This is a genomic window from Pseudoalteromonas sp. S327 (assembly GCF_005886415.1).
In the GTDB taxonomy this organism is placed as follows: domain Bacteria; phylum Pseudomonadota; class Gammaproteobacteria; order Enterobacterales; family Alteromonadaceae; genus Pseudoalteromonas; species Pseudoalteromonas atlantica.
The window spans coordinates 26,338-45,772 of record NZ_PNDP01000076.1 but is presented as its reverse complement, the minus strand read 5'-3'; the positions used below and the strand labels follow the sequence as shown (position 1 = coordinate 45,772).

Here is a 19,435-nt window from a genome sequence, read left to right as displayed (position 1 = left end):
TTTGCAGTTGCACACGCTTAGCTTTACCATTTAATACAATATTTATAATAAGCTAAGGCAACCTTGTGCTAAAAAAAATAAAACACTTAACCCTCGCACTACCGCTAGCTGTTGGCGCACTAAGCGTACAAGCAAAACCATTATCGCTAGAGCGTATTTTTGATGATCCGAGCTTGTCGGGTAAAGCTCCCGTACAACTTAAGTTTTCACCAGACGGTAGCCGCGTAACTTACCTGCAAGGTAAAACCGACGACTACAACCGTTATGATTTATGGGAATACAACTTAAAAGATAACACCAACAGAATACTGGTTGATTCTGCAAAGCTATTTTCAGGCCCAGAAAACCTCTCTGATGAGGAAAAAGCACGCCGCGAACGCCAACGTATTTTTGGTAAAGGTATTTTAGAGTATAAATGGTCTAAAGATGGCAAAGCCCTGTTATTCCCACTCAATGGTGACCTGTATTATTACGAGCTTGCATCTGGTAAAAGTAAAAAACTTACCAATACAGAAGCGTTTGAAACCGATGCCCGTTTTTCTCCTAAAGGTAACTATGTATCGTTTATTCGCGAGCAAAACCTTTACGCTTTAGCACTTGATTCAGGTAAAGAAATACAACTGAGCAAAGATGGCGGTGGCGTTATTAAAAACGGCATGGCCGAATTTGTAGCGCAAGAAGAAATGAGCCGTATGACTGGCTACTGGTGGGCTGGTGATGAATCTAAAATTGCATTTACCCGCGTAGATGAAACCCCAGTAAAAGAAGCCATCCGTAACGAAATTTATGCAGACGAAGTAAAGCTATTTAATCAACGTTACCCCTTTACAGGCACCGACAACGTTGAAATACAACTGGGCGTTGTGTCTTTAAATAATCAAAACGTTGACTGGGTTGATTTAGGCGACGATAAAGATATTTACATTGCACGTGCTAAGTGGCTAAAAGACAGCACTACACTTTCGTATCAATGGCAAAATCGCTCACAACATAAGTTAGAACTACGCTTTTACAATAGCGATACTAAAACGCAAAAAGTAGCGTTAACAGAAAACAGCGATACGTGGATCAATTTAAACTTTGATCTGCATTTCTTAAAAGACAAAAAGCATTTTGTATGGGCTTCTGAGCGCGATGGTTTTAAACACCTTTATTTGTACCGCACTAACGGCCAGCTAATTCGACAAATCACCTCAGGAGACTGGGTTGTTGATAGCTTAAAAGGCGTAGATGAGAAAAAGGGCATAGTGTACTTTGCAGGACGTAAAGACACCCCGCTTGAAAGCCATTTATACAGCGCACCACTGTTTAAAAAAGGCAATATTAAGCGCATCACCGAACAAGGCCAATACCACAAAGTGGTAATGGCTAAAGACAGCAAAACGTTTATTGATAATAGCTCATCGGTAAACAAGCCTAACTCGGCGGCACTACGTAAAGTAAACGGCGAATTTATCACATGGCTTGAACAAAATAAGCTTGATGATAGCCACCCATTAACACCTTATTTAAGTGATTTAGCAACTCCAGAGTACGGCACAATTAAAGCTGAAGATGGCCAAGAAATGCATTACCGCTTGTTTAAACCAAGTAATATTGCAGACGGTAAAAAGCACCCAGTAATTGTTAATGTATACGGCGGCCCGCATGCACAACGCGTTACAAATAGCTGGCGCAGCAAAAACTTGTACTTTCAATACATGGCGCAACAAGGCTATGTTATTTTTCAGCTCGATAACCGAGGCTCATACAACCGTGGTAAAAAGTTTGAAGACGCTATTTACAAACACTTAGGTGTTGTAGAAGTAGCTGATCAAATTAAAGGCGTTGAGTTTTTACGCACGCTTGATTACGTAGACCCACAACGCATTGGTATTTATGGCCACAGTTATGGCGGATACATGGCCCTAATGACCATGTTTAAAGCGGGCGATTACTTTCAAGCCGGTGTTTCAGGTGCACCAGTTACTGACTGGGCACTTTACGACACCCATTACACTGAGCGCTACCTTGGTCATCCAAAAACCAATGCCAAAGGCTACGAAGACAGCGCCGTATTCCCATACGCTGATGGCTTAAAAGGCCCATTAATGATTTACCATGGCATGGCCGATGACAACGTGTTATTTACCCACGCCACTAAATTATTTAAACAACTACAAGATAACGAAAAACAGTTTGAAATGATGACCTACCCAGGCTCAAAACACAGCTTACGCGGTAAACAGGTGCAAACACATTTACACCAAACCATCACAAACTTCTTTAATCGACATTTTGATGTTAAATAATCATATGACGACTAAATAGACTAAAGGCTGATTGAAAAATCAGCCTTTTTTTTGTCTTAATAAGTTAGTGAGCCTAGATTAAACGCTTTTTTTAGCTACGCTTATTCTATGCGCTAAGGCGTACACTAATTGAGGACAAATTAATGCTTAACCTACGTAGTTTCAGTATTTTCCAGCGTTTTTTACTGTTAATAGCCATTGTTGTATTTGGCTTAATAGTACTTAGTATATCTAGCTTAACTCATCAATATAGCTCACTCAAAAACGAGCAATATCTAAAAACCCAAAATGTAGTAGAAACGGCATACAGTGTTATTGAGCATTACCACCAGCTTGAACAAAACAATACACTCACACAAGCGCAGGCTCAATCACAAGCACTGGCCGCTATAAAAGCGCTGCGCTATGACAAAACAAATTACTTTTGGGTAAACAACTACCAGCCCAAAATGGTAATGCACCCAATAAAGCCTGGGCTTAACGGTAAAGACTTAAGTAATAATAAAGACCCCGATGGCAAAGCACTTTTTGTAGAAATGGTGAACATTGTAAAACAACAAAAAGAAGGTTTTATACCTTATAAATGGCCAAAACCAGGAAAAGACCAGCCGGTAGATAAAGTCGCATTTGTAAAAGGCTTTAGCCCGTGGCAATGGATTATTGGCTCAGGCGTATACCTAGATTCAATAGATGAAGCATTTAGCGAGCAGCGTAATCTCATCATAATTAGCGCTTTAGTTATGATTATTGCTGTCATTTTATTAAGTTACTTTATTGGTAAAAGTATACTCACGCCTACTCGTCTTGCCGCAGACATGATGAAAAACATATCGCAAGGTGAAGGTGACTTAACACGTACGCTAAACGAATCGGGCAATGATGAAATATCAGAGCTGTCACGCTCTTTTAATTTATTTGTTTTAAAAATGCGCGAGTCGTTAGTACATGTATCGCACAGTGCTGATGATGTAAGCAAACACGCTCATACGGTGGATGAGTCAAGTAAAACAAGCCACTCCTTCATTGAACTACAAAACGACAGTTCCACACAAGTAGCCGCCGCCATGGAGCAAATGACGCACCAAATTCATGATGTGAGTCGTAATGCCGAAGCCGCTGAACAAGCTGCCAATGATGCAGCGCACAATGCCTCAACCGGTAAAAACGTGGTAGCGAATACCATTACCGCCATAGAAACACTTTCAAGTAATATAGAAACAGTGAGCCAAGTAACTGAAGATTTAGCAAACGAAAGTAACAATATAGGCTCTGTGCTTGATGTGATCAGAAGTATATCGGAGCAAACAAACTTACTTGCACTCAACGCTGCTATAGAAGCGGCTCGTGCAGGCGAGCACGGTAGAGGGTTTGCAGTTGTTGCCGATGAAGTGCGCACATTAGCCAGCAGAACTGGGCAAAGCACAGATGAAATTCAAGCCATGATCACTAAATTACAAGAAGGCGCTAAAGCGGCAGTAGAGGCGGTAAAATCAAGCCAAGCACTGTCGGTGACGACGGTAGAGCAGGTTTCATCTGCAGATACATCGCTCAATGAAATAGAAAGGCTGGTATCTATAATTACCGACATGAACAGCCAAATAGCCCGTGCCACCGAGCAGCAAACACAAGCTGCTGACGAGGTTAATTTACGTATTAACGAGCTATCTCAATCAACCGAGCAATCACTAAATAATACAAAGCAACTTACCGATGCCAGCGATAACCTTAAACAAAGTAGCCAAGGGCTTTCGAGCGTGGTTAATCGCTTTAAATTAAAATAATTAAAAAACAAAAGCCCTGAATTAACAGGGCTTTTTATTACATAAGCGTTTTTAGCTTATACCATTTCGCATAATTAAGTGATCTATTTTTAGGATGGAAAAACGTGTTGATGGCTAGGCAAAAAATTTGCTATTTAGTTGTTCTAAATGAGAATTTTTTAACACAGATAGCGACACGTTTAGCCCCGAAAAATGATTAAGTATTATTGCGGATTGGTATTACATACAGTAGCGCGCAAACAAGCTCGTTACTGATGCTGCGGTTGGCTTGCCGTGCTGCCAATCACCGCCTTCGACACCACTACCAGCAATGTCCATATGTACATAAGGAAGCGGCTGCTCAGAGTCGTTACCGTGTTTATCAAGCCCACCAACAACGGCTAAAAACGCCATAGGGAATTGATGCCCACGGGCTGTAACAGCAGAGGCGGCATTATTGCTTGATAAAACATCATCAGCGAGGGTACGCGGTTTGATAAAGTCGTAATCTTCACGGCGAGAGCGAGAAACCTCAGCTGCATCTGCCCATAAATCACCACAATCCGCTATTTGACGAGAGGTATTAGCGCTACGTGCAGGTCCGTTTTCAACATACGCTCCGTAAGGGCCCATAGCACGTGCCGCATGGCCTGTAAGGGTTGCCACGGTGAACAGTGTTGGGTTAACTTCACCTTTGGCGACATCTTTCATTTCGCTAAGTAGGTCACCCATAGCTAAACGCCCTTCTGCATCGGTGTTACCAATGCGTACACGTACGCCTTCACGGCTAGTGATAATTTCATCTGGTACAAAACAATCTGAGCCAATTGAATTACGAACCACAGCTAAGTAAGAAATAACTTTAACGCCTTTAGGTTGGTAATCTGCCACGGCTTTCATAAAGCCCGCAACGGATGCAGCCCCACCTTTATCGCGGCTCATACCCGCCATGTAACCGCCTACTTTTAAATCGGCGCCGCCGGTATCGTATACTAAGCCTTTACCAACAAACATTAGCGTGCGCGTTACTTCACCTTCTGGCACGTATTCTAGCTTAACAACACGTGGATGATGGCGCTCAACCGCATAAGATGCGCGCGCAACAGTGCTAAGCATAGGGTAGTTTTTATCTATCGTGTTAATATCGTCAATCACATCAACCGCTACTTTAGAGCCTTTAAAAAGCTCAACACAGTAATCAGCAAAACGTGGTGGCGCCATACGTTCAGGCTCAGTACCACATAAATCACGTGCCGCATATTGCCCTGCTGCAATTGCATTTACAGCTTTAACTGTTTGCTCATTTGCATCTATTAAACCTATTTGCGTAATAGGTTCAATGCTTTCGCCGTGGTATTCGCGCGCCTCTAAAGGCTGCCATAATGCTTGGCATGCCCCTAAATACGCCACTTCTAACGCATGCTGGTAACGCGCATCTGTATGTAATTTAGGTAAGTAAATAGCAGGGTTCACACTACCCGCGGCTTTTGCTTCGTTAATCGCTAGTTTAGCAGCATCAAAGTAGCGCCTTACATCATCGTAATCGCGGTTAAGCGGCCCCGTAGGTGCTAAAACAACGCGTACATTATCAACCACTAAAAACGTAACTTGTTTACCAATACGAGAATCTACTTTAGCGTGTGATTCGATAGCATCACTTAATGAGTTATTGGCTAATTGAGAAAAGTCATCACTAATTATAATAAGTGCATCGTGAGAAAATGAGTCAAAGCTTGCACTAAGTGATTGTGCAGCTATCGCTTGAGGATATGCCATAAGTAAAACTCCTGTTAGAAAACATAAGGGGCTATTATCGTTGATATAAAAACACAAAACCAGCCAACTGCGATCAGCTCATGTTAATCTGGCAACTTGGTTTTACAGCTAACTAAAGTGACTCAGTGTTTTAAGAAGAAACTAACAACAACTATATAGCTTTTAGTAAAGGCAGCCCCTGCTTGCTCCACGTTTAAATTACTGTACTAAAGCACTCTAAATTGCAAAAAAGCGTGTGGTTAATCAAGAATACTCAGTTGCAGATTTAAATTAGGTTCATTTTTAACACCTACCCCAATACCTAATAAACGCACCGGTTGCTGCATACCGCGTTGATACGCCTTAGAGAGTAATTCAGTAAAAATAGCAGTATTTAATTGATGATGAGCTTGATCCGCTGAGGTAACAACAAAGTTTGCAAACTTCACTTTTACACTTAGCTTATTAATACGATTTTGTAGCTGTTGCTTATTAAGGCGCGCTGTTAGCTCTTCGAGTAATTTAGGTAACTGATCTAAACATTCTTGTAAGCTATTTTTATTGTATTCATAGGTGTGTTCAACACTAAGGGATTTACGGACTCGCTCAGTGGTTACTTTACCAATATATTCGCCAGCACATTTTTGATAAAGCGATACACCAAAATTCCCCACATGCTGCTGCATCCAATTAACGCCTTTCTCGCGAACGTCTTTACCTGTGTATAACCCCTTTAAATTAAGCTTTTCGAGGGTTACTTTGCCCACACCAGGGATTTTACCCAGCGGTAAATTATTTAAAAACGCATCAACTTCATCCGGTAAAACCACAAATTGACCATTGGGTTTATTTTCGTCACTGGCTATTTTGGCAATAAACTTAATGGGGGCAACCCCGGCAGAGGCAGTAAGGCCGGTATCGTTATAAATATCTGCTCTAATTTGCTGAGCAATAAGCGTTGCGCTGCCTTTGCATGCGGTGCTGTTGGTTACATCTAGGTAAGCTTCATCAAGCGACAGCGGCTCTATTTGGTCGGTATAGCGTTTAAATACAGCGCGTATTTGGTTAGAAATTTCTTTATAAACCGCCATGCGCCCAGGCACAATAACTAAATCGGGACATAATTGCTTAGCGTGGTAGTTAGACATAGCCGAGCGAACACCATATTCGCGCGCTATATAATTTGCTGTAGAGAGCACGCCACGACGGCTATTGCCACCAATCGCTAAAGGCACACTGCCAAGTTTGGGGTTATCGCGCATTTCAACCGCTGCATAAAAGCAGTCCATGTCGATATGAATAAACTTTTTCATTACCACATAACAACTGTTTATTTATACAGCCATTATTAAGGATTCACTTTCATTAAGCAAGTCCATTAAAGCCTGTTTAACTTGCTAAAGTTAAAAGCGCTACTAGGTGTAGCGCGTTAAACCGTGCAAGCTTTAAACAGCTTTTTTAAAACGGCTGCTTAAAGCGCTTTGATTTTTTAAAGCAATGTAGCCAAAAAACAAACTCCAATAAAAACCCCGCAGCTAAAAGCATTATGCCGCCGGAGGCATTACCCATTGCATAGCAAGCAAAAGACGCTATAAAAACTAAACTGGCTAAAGCCCAATTAATTATATTTTGCATGTGTGTTCTCGTGTGTGTGTTGTCTGTGTTATTTAACTGTAGTCCTAAAAATAAATAGGTACAATCATCATATAAAAAAACATGGCATTTATTGTCTTGAGCTACAAACACCATATTGATAATCTCATTCATTTAAAACTAAGAGTACACATACATGCAAAGGTTCAAAGATCAGCACCCTATACATACCGATATCACCGTAGCATGGGCCGATATGGACGCCCTACAACATGTTAACAACGTGGTGTACTTGCGTTATTTTGAAATTGCGCGTATCGATTTTCTAAATAAAATAAATCAGTTTGATACGATAAAACCAGGTGGAATAGGCCCGGTCATTAGTGAAAACAATATTCGCTATAAACGTCCAGTGACCTTCCCAGATACCTTAACCGTAGGTATTACTATTTCAGATATAAAAAGCGACCGTTTTATGATGAATTACTCTGTATTTAGCCATGCTCAGCAAGCTATTACTACCACAGGCTATTCTCAAGTTGTTATGTTTGACTTTAAAACAGGACAAAAAGCGGCGATTTCAGAGCCATTACTATCGGCACTACACCAATTCGCTTAATTAGGTTTTATTGCGAATTGGTATTAATTATCCACTCTCAAGATCTTACATAATTTAAGGATTTTAAATGCAATACAGTCCGTTAGGCAGCAGCGGTGTTGATGTTTCTAGAGTATGCTTAGGCAGCATGACTTGGGGTAAACAAAATACCCAACAAGAAGCCGATGAGCAAATAGCTTATGCCTTGGCACAAGGCGTTAATTTTATAGATACTGCCGAAATGTATGCCGTTCCTCCTTCACCAGAGACCTACGGTAAAACAGAGCAAATTATAGGTAACTGGCTTAGTCGCAATGCGCAAAAGCGCGGTGATATTGTATTGGCGACCAAAATTGCAGGCAATGGCCTATCGTGGGTACGAGATGGCGGCGATATAACACGCAGCGCTGTCATTGAGGCCGTAGATAACTCGCTGAAACGCCTACAAACCGACTACATAGATTTATACCAATTGCATTGGCCTAATCGCTCTACCCCACATTTTGGCAGGCAGTGGCCAGGTAAACTCACTTTTAGTGACGTAGATACTGAGCAACAACAAGCGGGTATGCTTGATATTTTAGAGGGCCTTAATGAGTGTGTTAAAGCCGGAAAAATAAAATATTGTGGCCTTTCAGATGACACCCCATGGGGCATTAGCCAATTTTTAAATTTAGCAAAAGCGCATAACTTACCGCGTATGGTGTCTATTCAGAACGAGTTTAGCCTAGCGCACGCTAAAGATTGGCCCTACTTAATTGAGCAGTGTATCCATGAAGACATTGCTTATTTACCTTGGTCACCGCTTGCTGCAGGCCTGCTAACGGGTAAATACCTAAACGGCGCGCGCCCAGCTGGCTCGCGTTGGACATTTATGCAGCGCAATGGCATTTTTAGAGATACCCCTAACGCGCAAAAAGCCACGCAGCGTTATGTAGAGCTTGCACATGCAAGCGGCATAACCCCAGCCCAATTGGCACTTGCTTGGTGTAATCAAGTCGATGGCGTTACCTCGTCAATTATTGGTGCGACCAGCATGGCCCAATTAAAAGAAGACATTGACGCTTTTAGCATAACTTTAAGCGACGACACACTAGCTGAAATTGGTACTATTTTTAAAGATTACCCGCAGCCATACTAAACCAAAATAATAGGCAGTTTTTTTACTGCCTTTTTCTCTCTTACATTTGAACATATACAAAGTAAAACTATACTAAAGTTAACTTAAATGGATTATTTTTAGTGAGTTATGCTTAGAAATGTAATTTTATTCTTTGGTGTACTAGGTGGTTTAATGCGTTACGGGTACGCTGACAATACTCACCCAATTAAAGAAATTGTATGGCTACAAAGTTACACGCCCCCGTTTCATATGGATAAAGATTCGCATGCGCCGCAAGGCGGTATTTGTGACAACCTCACCGAGCAACTAATTAACAGTATTGATGATGTAAAACATACGCGACTAATCGTGCCGCAAGAGCGAATTAATAAGCACTTAAATGAAGGCGATAATGCATGTTTTCCGTGTGTTATTCATAAAAAAACGGCCAATGGGGTGTTACAGTTTTCTACCCCCACCACGGTTTACCCGCCTTTTTCGGTTTTAACCACTCAAAAACTTGCTCCAGAAATACACGCTAAGCATGGCAGCCCTATTAAACTTATTCATTTATTGTCAGACGAGCAATATGTATATGGTCAAGCCGCGGCGCGCAAGTTTACTTCAAAAATTAATAAAATAATCGAAAACACCACGGTGTATCATAAAGCATCGCTAAGCTGGAGCAGCGAAAATGAAAGCCAAGCTGTTATTGCTCGCTTAAGTCGCGGCTTTTTAGATTACACAATAGACTACCCGTTTATGGGGGATTATTTTGTCAACCACAGTAAGTTTAAGAATATAGTCAGTTTGCCAATTGAAGAAGACCCCAGAGAGTTTGTTTTAGGGGCTATAGGGTGTGCAGTAAGAGCACCGAATGATTTTGCTACCAAGGCGCTTAATAAAATAAATAAAGCGCTACATAAGCAGGTATTACAATCGCCTGCTTATATAAATAGTCAGCGTTTTTGGTTAGAGCAAAGTTTTCCGCAGTTTACTAAGCATTACCAACAGCAAATACTCAATCCTATTGTGCCTGCCAGCTCTGCGATAACAAGCACGTCGAATTAGCATACAAGCTTACTGTAAATACGCTATTTGCAGGCACTTCTCCTACGCCTGCAGGCGTCCCTGTCATTATTACATCGCCATTTTCTAAGTGCATAAACTCATTAATTTCACTTAAAATATCTTTAGGCTTATGTATCATAAATTGCGTATCGCCTTGCTGAATAACGTTATCGTTAATTTTAAGCTCAAACGTAAACGCCTGCTCGGCATCCGCAATACTTACAAAGGGCGTTAGTAATACCGAGCCGTTAAAAGCCTTGGCGCGCTCCCACGGTAGCCCTTTATTTTTAAGCTTACTTTGCACGGTACGTTTAGTTAAATCCAACCCTAAACCTACGCCTGCCAACTCATTATTTTTAATAACAAAACACAGCTCGGTTTCATAATGCAGTGTGTCGTTATTGTGCGTAGCAAATAAGGTAGACGAAAGCGCACTGTTCGGTTTATTAAACAATACCATTTGATCTGGTAGCTCATTATTAAGCTCAGCAATATGCGCGGTGTAATTACGCCCAACGCATACTACTTTAGAGGGCGTTAATATCTCACTTTCTAGTTTTATCGACTGCATAAAATAACTTCTAAATTACGAGCTGATCAAGGTTTCTAATAAGCTCAGATTAATCGGCTTCAAAAGTACATGATTAATATTTAAATCTTTGATCTGCTTAGGATCGGGCTCTGCACCACTAACAATCACTAAGCTTAAGTCAGGGTAACGTTCGTTAATTTGCTTCCCTAAATCTACACCACGCCCGTCAGGTAAGTGCATATCTAGCAATACCTTATTAAATTGTTGGTCATGATTGAGGGTTTGTAAACACTGTGCACACGTTGAGGTAATAACGGTTTCTACCCCTAAACTTTCTAGCAACAACTGCGTAATTTGCGCTGCATCTTGGTCGTCCTCAACCAATAAAAAGCGCTGTTTTTTCTCTATTACAGCTTTGTCGCTGTGAATGTTTTTAGCTTGAGGCGCATGCTCTGACGATACTAAGTAATCTTGTAAGCATTGATACAAAGAAGAGCTATCAACGGGCTTTGGTATTACATCGTTAAAGCCAAGGGCGGCAAGCTCTTCATGTATGCCTTTCATAGTGGCGGCAGTAAGCGCAATAATTGGGCCTGTATAGCCCATTTTTCTAAGCTCTATTGTCGCTTCTTTACCGCCCATTACAGGCATATGTATATCAATAAAAATAATGTCGTAAGGTGAGCGATACGCCTCGGCAATTCTTACTTTTTCAAGCGCTTGCTGGCCATGCTCGGCGTAGTCTACGCGCGCACCACATGTGCTAATCATATGGCCAACTAACATACGTAAATCGCGTAAATCATCAACCACTAATACGCGGCCAGTCACTTTGCATGGTGCTGATTTTGTCTGTAATTGCGAGCCACTACTAAAGTTTAATACTTGGCGTTCTACTTCACTTATATCACCTGGGTACACCGAAATAGTAAAGGTAGAGCCTTCGCCCATTCTAGAGGTTAAATCGATACTGCCGTGCATACGCGCTAATAGCTCGGCACAAATCGCAAGGCCTAAGCCTGCTCCGCCAACAGAGCGCGATTCTACATCGGCTATTTGCTCAAAGGGTTTAAAAATTAATGCTTGTTTTTCAGGGGCAATCCCCATGCCTGAATCTTTAATACTAAAAAATAGCATTTCTTGGCCTTCAACCCACTCGGTCCAGGCACTAACCACTATTTCGCCCTTTTCGGTAAATTTAACCGCATTATTGATTAAGTTAATGAGTATTTGGCGTACGCGGGTGGCATCTACTCTCACAATAAGAGGTAAGGGCTGTAGAGACTCAAAGCGAAGGTTTAAGCCTTTATCAAGCACAGATACACGCATTAAAGTGTAAACATCAGCCAGCATGCTATCTAAGTTTACTTCACTTAAGGTGAGCTCTAATTTGTCGGCAGCAATTTTAGATAAATCGAGCACGTCGTTTAACAAGCTCAGCAAGTGCTTACCGTTTCGGTAAATAACCCCTAATTCGTTTTCGGCCTGTTTGCTAAAGTCGCTTTGCAGCAGTAACTCTGTGTAACCTAATATAGATGAAAGCGGGGTACGTAATTCGTGGCTTAAGTGGGCTAAAAATCTGTCTTTTGAGCGGTTCTCTGCCTCGGCTTTTAAACGCTCTACTCGCTCGCCTTCAACATCTTTACGCGCTAAAGCATAACGTATAGCGCGAGCAAACCGGCTCGAACTCATTTCTGTTTTTATAAGGTAATCTACCGCGCCGGCATCAAGTGCTGCAGAGTCTAATTCATCATTAGATTGCCCTGTAAGCATAATAATTGGCCCGCTAAACCCATTAGCAATGGCCTTTTTTAATACACTTAGCCCATTTGAGGCGCCTAATCGATAATCAAGCAAACAAATATCGTGATCGTTTTTACTTAAAATGCTTATTGCTTGCTCAGGAGAGCTTATCCATTCTATGTCAAATGTATGTGAATCTAACTGATCTAAGTAGTCGCAAGTGAGAATGTAATCATCTTCATCGTCTTCTACTAAAAGTAAGCGAGTCACTTTATCTAACATACTACCTCCTTTTAATTGCATTTAATAAGCCCCTAATTAGGGGCTTAATGTTGCTACTTATTTAGTCGTTAAACGTTGTCGGCAGCTCTACAAATTCTACCCAGTATTTTCCTAGGGTTTTCATTAAATCAACCAAGCCATCAAATGTTACCGGTTTAGTAATATAAGAGGCCGCTCCTAAGTTATAGCCTTTAACCATGTCTTCTTCTTGCTTAGAGGTGGTTAAAATAACAACCGGTATGCCTTTAAGGTTTGGGTTTGCCTTAATGGCCTCAAGTGCTTCACGGCCATCCATACGTGGCATATTTAAATCAAGCAAAATCAACCCTGGGCGTGGCGATGAATTTTTATCTTCAAACTTACCCTTGCGCTCTAAGTACTCTAATAATTCAACCCCATCTTCCACAAAATGCAGCTCGTTTAATACACGGCTTTCGGCTAGCGCATCTTGCGTGAGTAGGCGATCATCCTCGTCATCATCTGCCATTAATATTGTAATAGGTTTCACTTTTGAATACGGCATCTAAGCCTCTCCTTGTAGTGTGAAAAGCGTTGTTTCCACAGGTAATTTTATTATGAAGGTTGCCCCTTCACCGTCTTTACTATGAGCGGTAATTATCCCACCATGCCGCTCAACTATACGCCTACAAACTGAAAGCCCAATCCCTGTGCCTTTATATTCCGAACGCCCATGCAGGCGCTGAAATGGTACAAATATTTTATCAGCATACTCTTGTGAGAAACCAATACCATTATCTTTTATGGTAATAATTTGCCAACCCACTTTTTCGTTGTGCTCTTCACTAAACTCGTCTTTGTGCTCGTACATTACGCTTATGTGTGGCTCAACACCTGGTTTTCTAAACTTAACAGCGTTAGACAGTAAGTTTAAAAACAACTGCTGCATTTGGCTTTTATCGGCTTGTATAACCGGTAGTTCGCCCACCTCTACGTGCGCATTGCTTTCTTTAATGGCAACTTCTAAATCACTTAAAATGTCGTTAACTACGCCTTTTAAGTCAGTGTCATCAAAGTCTCTACCTCGGGTTGTTACCCGCGAAAACTCTAGCAAATCGTTAATAAGGTTAGACATACGTTGCGCTGCATTTTTCATACGGCCTATGTAATCTATGCCTTTTTCGCCCAGTTCATCTTTAAACATGGTTTCTAGGCGGTCACTAAATGCTTGAATTTTTCGTAGTGGTTCTTGTAAGTCATGGCTGGCAACAAACGCAAACTCTTCAAGCTCACGGTTTGAGCGGCTAAGCTCATCTGAATATAAGGTCAGCTCTTGCGTGCGCTCAGACACTTTAGTTGCAAGTGTTTCGTTTTGTATTTCAAGCTCCTCACGGTATTTAGCCGCGTTTCTTAAATTTAGGCGTGTTAATAAAAACATACCTATTATTAAAAGCGCACTGGTAACCGCTGTAATAGCAAAGGTGATTTTTGCTTCATTTTTTATTTGTGCCAGCTTAGAAAAATGGCTCACCTTAAACAGTAATTCTCGGTCTTGAATATCATTAACTTTAACGCGAATATCTTTGTATAGCTCTCGCCCTCTGTGCGTATTTAATACATATAACGCACGGCGCTCTTTGTCATTAGTAGCCAGCTTAACCGTTTGTTTAAGCTCTTTAATTTTAGCTTCTGTTAACACTAATAGCTCAGCAATTCGCTCAGCTTGGCCATCAATTTCAGAGTGTAGAGACTTTACATGCTCCATTTGCGATTCTATTTGCCCTATCGCATCGTAATAAGGCATTAAGTAGTCTTCTTCTTCGGTGAGTAAGTAGCCGCGCTGGCCAGACTCTGCCTGCACAATTGATAAGTGAAGACGCTCAATGGCATCGGCTAATAAGCTGGTGTTATCCAAGCTTTTTTGCGTTTGCGTTAATCCCTGAATAGTACTTAATGCCAAAACTGCATTGCCAACAACAATACACAGTACTATTGCGATAAAAGCGGCCCACGTTATATTCGTTTTACCCTGCTGCTTTTGCTTACTCATTATGTGTAAATACCTAATTTTAAATGACTACTTATTATTAAAATCAGTAATGTTTTGCAAGCTTTCGCTACATTGCTGACAGTTTGAAATTATTTTATCGAGTGCTGCTAACGCTTTATCTTTTGGCATATCGTTTTCTAATACCAGTTTAATGAGCTCTGCATTCATAGAAATTCTATTCAGTGGAGCTCTCGCATCATGTACCAATTTATTTAGCGTATTAACTTCTTTTTCATCACTCATATTACTTCCTATACTTATTCAACCTGAACTCTGGTTAAGAAACTTACTAAAATATTAAATTATAGTGATAACCAAATTCTTTTCTCTAGTCAGAGATTTTCAATGAAAACAAGCCGAATTTACGCGTCAATAGCTGGCCTATTGCAAGCAAATTTAACGCAGTTAACGTTGAAAATAGCTGCTAGAGATAGGTTTATTATTCAGAGTTCAGGTTATTTATATTCTCCAATTCCGCCGTATGCGTTTAATCGGTTATACAATGTTTTTGTACTGATCCCTAGCATTTGCGCAGCTAGCGTTTTATTACCTTGCACCTTATCTAGCGTGGCGTGGATTAACTCTTTTTCGACTTCTTCAATGGTTTGCCCTGCCGAAACATGGTTGTCGGCCACTTGCGTATTTACACGCGAAAACGGCGACTCTAAGTTATCCGGAAGTGTAATTTCGCTCGATTGTGGGTCGCTCATAATAAAGGCGCGATGGATAGCGTGGCGAAGTTCACGCACATTGCCTGGCCATTCGTATTGCTGTAGTTCTTTTAGCTGCTCGTTGTGCCAATAAAACGAAGTGCCATTTTCATCGTTAAGTTGCTCTAAAAAGGCTTTCGCAAGCAGTGGAATATCTTCTTTTCGCTCTCGCAGCGCAGGTATATCAATGGGAAAAACCGCAAGCCTAAAGTAAATATCTTCACGAATAATATTATTTTGCGCTAAGTCGGTCAGCGAACGGTTAGTCGCAGAAATAACGCGGCAGTTTATAGGCAATTCACGATTGCCGCCTACACGTGTTACTTTTTTAGTCTCAAGCACACGCAGTAAGTTTGGCTGCATATCTATAGGCATTTCGGTTACTTCATCTAAAAATAACGTACCGCCGTCTGCTTGCTCAAACACCCCTTCTTTACGGGCAATTGCACCTGTAAAAGCCCCTTTTTCATGGCCAAATAACTCACTACCTATTAATTCTTTAGACAAAGCACCACAGTTGCTCGCCACTAAAGGGCCTTCGCATTGGCTAGCGTTATGAATTGCTTGGGCGACCACTTCTTTACCTGCACCGCTTTCCCCCATTAGCATCACGTTAGCATTGGTTTTTGCTACGCGCTCTATCATGGTGTAAAGCTTTTGCATTGGCTCTGATTCACCAATTAAGCTATTAAAATGGCGAGTAATAGCCGGAACTTTAGCTTTTTTAGCTGTTTTTTTAGGGCCGTTTAATACCAGCTCTAGGTCTTCGCGTTGCAGCGGCTTTAATAAATGCCCAACATCTTGCTCACACATGTCTGCCAAAATCCCTTTTACTGAAGGGTGGCCAGAAATAAGCGTCACTTTTGGAGACTGCCCAATCATTTTTAAATGATCGAGTAAATGAAGACCACTGCCATCTGGCAGCATAAAATCGAGTAATACGTGATCAAAGGTATTATTTTCAAACCATTGATGTGCTTCTTTTAAGCTAGTTGCAGTACAAATGTTGTGCCCGAGGAATTCGACAATGTGGCAAACAACGTCACTAAATTCAACGTCATCATCGACTAAAAGTATGTTTAACATGATAAATCCCTATGCTTTTCTTCTTATTCTACGCACCCTATTTTGCAAATAAAAGGGGCTACTAGAATCTCTTAAAAATGATTAAACTATTGAGTCTTTTAACGTTTAATTTTAACAACCCAGTATGTACGTAAACTTAAGCCATACCGATCATAATTTTTAAAAATAATTAGAATTATTTTTACTACTCGCCTAAGTATACCAGCTGATATAATTTTGCTTTTAAAAAGGAGACAAAATGCAATTATTAAAAACAATGGTCCACCCTGGCATAAATTTAAACCAAGGCACTCAATTTACCCGCCGCACAGGCCGCGCCATTGTGATTAAAGATGCACACATTTTATTAATGTATACCAATCGCTACGAAGACTACAGTTTACCCGGCGGCGGTGTAGATGAAGGTGAAACCCTAGAGCAAGGGTTAATAAGAGAGCTTAGCGAAGAAACTGGCGCGCAAAATATACAGGTTATTAAACCCTTTGGGTTATACGAAGAGTACCGCCCTTGGTACAAAGACGACTTTGATATTATACACATACAGTCGTATTGCTATTTATGCGATACAGACAAAGAGCTTGGCAAAGCACAGCTTGAACATTACGAGCAACAAAATGGTATGACGCCTAAATGGGTCAATATATACGACGCCATTGCACACAACGAGCGCACAATGAGCCTTAGCAAAAAACAAGGGCTGTCTATCATTCGAGAAACTTACCTACTTAAACAAATAGCACAGCAACTGTTTAACTAAGGCTGTAAAATTTGCATAAAGCAGTATTTTTTACTGCTTGCTCATCACTCGCTTTTTATTTACATCCCATAATTAAATTTAAAGCGACCACTATTCAATAACTTAAACCCTATTTTACTTTATAAAACAAACTGGCTTTGTGTTTGCACCCTTACTGATAACTAATTTGTAAGGAGATAAAAATGAGTAACACAGTTAAAACAATCAACCCCGCAACTGAACAAACCATTGATACCTACACGCTGCTTTCTCAAGAGGAAGCTGAGCAAGTAGTCGAAAAATCTCACGAAACATATTTAAAATGGCGCCAAACCTCATTTACCGAGCGTGCTAAGTATTTAAATAAACTAGCCTCTTTATTCGAAGAGCAAAAAGAAGCCATTGCTAAGCTAATGACCGAAGAAATGGGTAAAGTGTACGAGCAAGGTTTTCAAGAAATTGAACTGTGCGCAGGTATTTGTCGTTATACAGCCGAAAACGGCCCACAAGTACTTGGCGATGAAGAGCGCGATATGGATGGCGGCCGTGCTATTGTTAGCTACCAACCAACGGGCGTTTTATTAGGTATTCAGCCTTGGAACTTCCCGCTTTACCAAGTAATTCGTTACAGTGCAGCTAACATTATGGCCGGTAACACCACCGTACTTAAACATGCCGGTAATGTATTTGGTATGGCAGAGAAAATCGATACCCTGTTTAAACAAGCGGGCTTCCCTGAATATTGCTTTAGCAACTTACTTATTGATGGCAAAACTGCCAGCGCGCTTATTTCACACAAAGCAATCAGCGGCGTAACATTTACAGGCAGTGACGCTACCGGTAAAAAAGTAGCTGAAGAAGCAGGTAAATACGTTAAAAAAACAGTGCTTGAGCTTGGTAGTAACGATGCCTACTTAGTACTTGATGATGCAGATTTAGACCTTGCTGTTGAAACCTGTGTTACAGGGCGCATGATCAACAACGGCGAAACCTGTGTATCGGCAAAACGCTTTGTGGTTGTAGAATCACTATATGATGATTTTAAAGAAAAAATTAAAGCGCAATTTGAAGCATTAAAAATGGGCGACCCAATGGCCGAAGATACCGATCTAGGCCCAATGGCACGTGAAGATTTACGTGATAAAATTCACGACCAAGTAATGCAATCTGTTGAAGCCGGTGCAAATGTAGTCACAGGCGGTGAAGTGCCATCGCAAACAGGTTACTACTACCCACCGACTATTCTTGATAATTTATCGCCGGGCATGCCAGCATACGATGACGAATTATTTGGCCCTGTAGCCTCGCTCATTAAAGCAAAAGACAACGACGATGCAATGCGCATCGCCAACGACTCTCGCTATGGTTTAGGCGGTGGTATTTTCTCTAAAGATGAGAAAAAAGCCATTGAACTGGCTAAAAAGCACTTTGATACCGGTATGATCAACATTAACGGTTACGGCCTTGCCCAACCAAACCTACCGTTTGGTGGTGTTAAAGAAAGTGGTTACGGCCGAGAGCACGGCGGCTTTGGTATGCGCGAATTTGTGAATATCAAATGTATTATGATCAATAGCTAATCTAGCTATACACGTATTAAAAGAATATTTATACGTGTTTTAAAAAATATTATTAAGCCTAAAGGTGAGCAATCACTTTTAGGCTTTTTTATGGACGAATCTGCATGGTTTTACGCACGAATAGATCTATACAACAAGTGTATTTAAAACCGTAAACACTGTGAGAGAAATTAAAAACAAAGCTGTCAATTGACTAATACTGAGCATAGAATTTAGACAACCTGGCTTAGCTAGGCAGGTAAGAGTGGTGAGCAAACGGTCAGTAAACTCGTTTTTGGACAGACCATTGTTACAAACTTAAGACGATTTCTATCTGTAAGATTACATTTACTACCCTAAATAAAAAATACCATCGTTTGACCGGTAGCACTACTGCTTTTTAACGCACAGAGACTATGCATTCAAAGTAGTGGCTTGCCACCAGCCAAGTCATTCTAGCTGAAACGTGCTCCTTGAAATAGTTTGGGCATTAGTACAGATTAATTAATATAAAGAAAAAGGAATACTTCTCTAGATATATTTCACTGCGGATAGCACTCACATAATCAAGGTTTTTTATTACCATCTTCCAGTTTTTTGGCTGTCATT

At 40.9% G+C, this 19,435-nt stretch carries 15 protein-coding genes; 7 read left to right on the top strand and 8 right to left on the bottom strand.

Annotated features, from left to right (window positions below; translation table 11 throughout):
• The first annotated feature begins 65 nt into the window (after nucleotides 1–65).
• Both CWB60_RS19260 and CWB60_RS19255 read left to right on the top strand, forming a co-directional pair.
• The gene (locus CWB60_RS19260) at nucleotides 66–2,291 is read left to right on the top strand and encodes a S9 family peptidase (protein WP_096740059.1); all 2,226 of its coding nucleotides are present in this window, start codon (nucleotides 66–68) and stop codon (nucleotides 2,289–2,291) included.
• 143 nt (nucleotides 2,292–2,434) lie between these two features.
• The gene (locus tag CWB60_RS19255) at nucleotides 2,435–4,072 is read left to right on the top strand and encodes a methyl-accepting chemotaxis protein (protein WP_138577585.1); all 1,638 of its coding nucleotides are present in this window, start codon (nucleotides 2,435–2,437) and stop codon (nucleotides 4,070–4,072) included.
• Nucleotides 4,073–4,291: 219 nt separating this feature from the next.
• On the opposite strand, the gene CWB60_RS19250 is transcribed toward CWB60_RS19255, so the two are convergent.
• Complete coding sequence (locus CWB60_RS19250; protein WP_004588515.1) at nucleotides 4,292–5,827, bottom strand: M17 family metallopeptidase; 1,536 nt, start codon at nucleotides 5,825–5,827, stop codon at nucleotides 4,292–4,294.
• Nucleotides 5,828–6,066: 239 nt separating this feature from the next.
• The gene (gene dinB / locus CWB60_RS19245) at nucleotides 6,067–7,119 is read right to left on the bottom strand and encodes a DNA polymerase IV (RefSeq protein WP_138577587.1); all 1,053 of its coding nucleotides are present in this window, start codon (nucleotides 7,117–7,119) and stop codon (nucleotides 6,067–6,069) included.
• A gap of 476 nt (nucleotides 7,120–7,595) precedes the next feature.
• Here dinB and CWB60_RS19240 point away from each other — a divergent pair, with 476 nt between their 5' ends.
• The 3 genes from CWB60_RS19240 (at nucleotide 7,596) to CWB60_RS19230 (ending at nucleotide 10,170) form a co-directional block, all read left to right on the top strand.
• Nucleotides 7,596–8,018: an acyl-CoA thioesterase gene (locus CWB60_RS19240; RefSeq protein WP_004588512.1), complete on the top strand. Its 423-nt coding sequence runs from the start codon at nucleotides 7,596–7,598 to the stop codon at nucleotides 8,016–8,018.
• 67 nt (nucleotides 8,019–8,085) lie between these two features.
• Nucleotides 8,086–9,138 (top strand): aldo/keto reductase, encoded by a 1,053-nt coding sequence (locus tag CWB60_RS19235; RefSeq protein ID WP_138577589.1) that lies wholly within the window; start codon nucleotides 8,086–8,088, stop codon nucleotides 9,136–9,138.
• Nucleotides 9,139–9,246: 108 nt separating this feature from the next.
• Entirely contained in the window at nucleotides 9,247–10,170 is a 924-nt protein-coding gene (locus CWB60_RS19230) for an ABC transporter substrate-binding protein (protein ID WP_404821057.1), read from the top strand.
• Here CWB60_RS19230 and CWB60_RS19225 read toward each other — a convergent pair.
• From CWB60_RS19225 to CWB60_RS19200, 6 genes are all read right to left on the bottom strand, one after another.
• On the bottom strand, nucleotides 10,127–10,741 hold the full coding sequence (locus CWB60_RS19225; RefSeq protein WP_064386337.1) for a fumarylacetoacetate hydrolase family protein: 615 nt from the start codon (nucleotides 10,739–10,741) through the stop codon (nucleotides 10,127–10,129). The genes CWB60_RS19230 and CWB60_RS19225 overlap by 44 nt on opposite strands.
• 15 nt (nucleotides 10,742–10,756) lie before the next feature.
• The gene (locus CWB60_RS19220; protein WP_138577591.1) at nucleotides 10,757–12,727 is read right to left on the bottom strand and encodes an ATP-binding response regulator; all 1,971 of its coding nucleotides are present in this window, start codon (nucleotides 12,725–12,727) and stop codon (nucleotides 10,757–10,759) included.
• A gap of 61 nt (nucleotides 12,728–12,788) precedes the next feature.
• Nucleotides 12,789–13,250, bottom strand: coding sequence for a response regulator (locus CWB60_RS19215; protein WP_024031669.1), 462 nt, complete (start codon nucleotides 13,248–13,250; stop codon nucleotides 12,789–12,791).
• Complete coding sequence (locus CWB60_RS19210; RefSeq protein ID WP_138577593.1) at nucleotides 13,251–14,735, bottom strand: sensor histidine kinase; 1,485 nt, start codon at nucleotides 14,733–14,735, stop codon at nucleotides 13,251–13,253.
• Between the two features lie 27 nt (nucleotides 14,736–14,762).
• Nucleotides 14,763–14,978, bottom strand: coding sequence for a hypothetical protein (locus CWB60_RS19205; protein WP_004588505.1), 216 nt, complete (start codon nucleotides 14,976–14,978; stop codon nucleotides 14,763–14,765).
• 212 nt (nucleotides 14,979–15,190) lie between these two features.
• The gene (locus tag CWB60_RS19200) at nucleotides 15,191–16,531 is read right to left on the bottom strand and encodes a sigma-54-dependent transcriptional regulator (protein ID WP_024031667.1); all 1,341 of its coding nucleotides are present in this window, start codon (nucleotides 16,529–16,531) and stop codon (nucleotides 15,191–15,193) included.
• A gap of 238 nt (nucleotides 16,532–16,769) precedes the next feature.
• Here CWB60_RS19200 and CWB60_RS19195 point away from each other — a divergent pair, with 238 nt between their 5' ends.
• Nucleotides 16,770–17,288: an NUDIX hydrolase gene (locus CWB60_RS19195; RefSeq protein ID WP_126006098.1), complete on the top strand. Its 519-nt coding sequence runs from the start codon at nucleotides 16,770–16,772 to the stop codon at nucleotides 17,286–17,288.
• Between the two features lie 182 nt (nucleotides 17,289–17,470).
• A complete protein-coding gene (locus CWB60_RS19190) occupies nucleotides 17,471–18,847 on the top strand; it encodes an NAD-dependent succinate-semialdehyde dehydrogenase (RefSeq protein WP_004588502.1) in 1,377 nt (458 codons plus the stop codon).
• Nucleotides 18,848–19,435: the final 588 nt, after the last annotated feature.

Excerpts from the sequence above, each read along its gene's own strand:
- CWB60_RS19205 (WP_004588505.1), bottom strand. The coding sequence starts at position 14,978 with ATGAGTGATGAAAAAGAAGTTAATACGCTAAATAAATTGGTACATGAT.
- dinB (WP_138577587.1), bottom strand. The coding sequence starts at position 7,119 with ATGAAAAAGTTTATTCATATCGACATGGACTGCTTTTATGCAGCGGTT.
- CWB60_RS19235 (WP_138577589.1), top strand. The coding sequence starts at position 8,086 with ATGCAATACAGTCCGTTAGGCAGCAGCGGTGTTGATGTTTCTAGAGTA.
- CWB60_RS19200 (WP_024031667.1), bottom strand. The coding sequence starts at position 16,531 with ATGTTAAACATACTTTTAGTCGATGATGACGTTGAATTTAGTGACGTT.
- CWB60_RS19190 (WP_004588502.1), top strand. The coding sequence starts at position 17,471 with ATGAGTAACACAGTTAAAACAATCAACCCCGCAACTGAACAAACCATT.
- CWB60_RS19230 (WP_404821057.1), top strand. The coding sequence starts at position 9,247 with ATGCTTAGAAATGTAATTTTATTCTTTGGTGTACTAGGTGGTTTAATG.
- CWB60_RS19220 (WP_138577591.1), bottom strand. The coding sequence starts at position 12,727 with ATGTTAGATAAAGTGACTCGCTTACTTTTAGTAGAAGACGATGAAGAT.
- CWB60_RS19225 (WP_064386337.1), bottom strand. The coding sequence starts at position 10,741 with ATGCAGTCGATAAAACTAGAAAGTGAGATATTAACGCCCTCTAAAGTA.
- CWB60_RS19255 (WP_138577585.1), top strand. The coding sequence starts at position 2,435 with ATGCTTAACCTACGTAGTTTCAGTATTTTCCAGCGTTTTTTACTGTTA.
- CWB60_RS19215 (WP_024031669.1), bottom strand. The coding sequence starts at position 13,250 with ATGCCGTATTCAAAAGTGAAACCTATTACAATATTAATGGCAGATGAT.
- CWB60_RS19250 (WP_004588515.1), bottom strand. The coding sequence starts at position 5,827 with ATGGCATATCCTCAAGCGATAGCTGCACAATCACTTAGTGCAAGCTTT.
- CWB60_RS19195 (WP_126006098.1), top strand. The coding sequence starts at position 16,770 with ATGCAATTATTAAAAACAATGGTCCACCCTGGCATAAATTTAAACCAA.
- CWB60_RS19240 (WP_004588512.1), top strand. The coding sequence starts at position 7,596 with ATGCAAAGGTTCAAAGATCAGCACCCTATACATACCGATATCACCGTA.
- CWB60_RS19210 (WP_138577593.1), bottom strand. The coding sequence starts at position 14,735 with ATGAGTAAGCAAAAGCAGCAGGGTAAAACGAATATAACGTGGGCCGCT.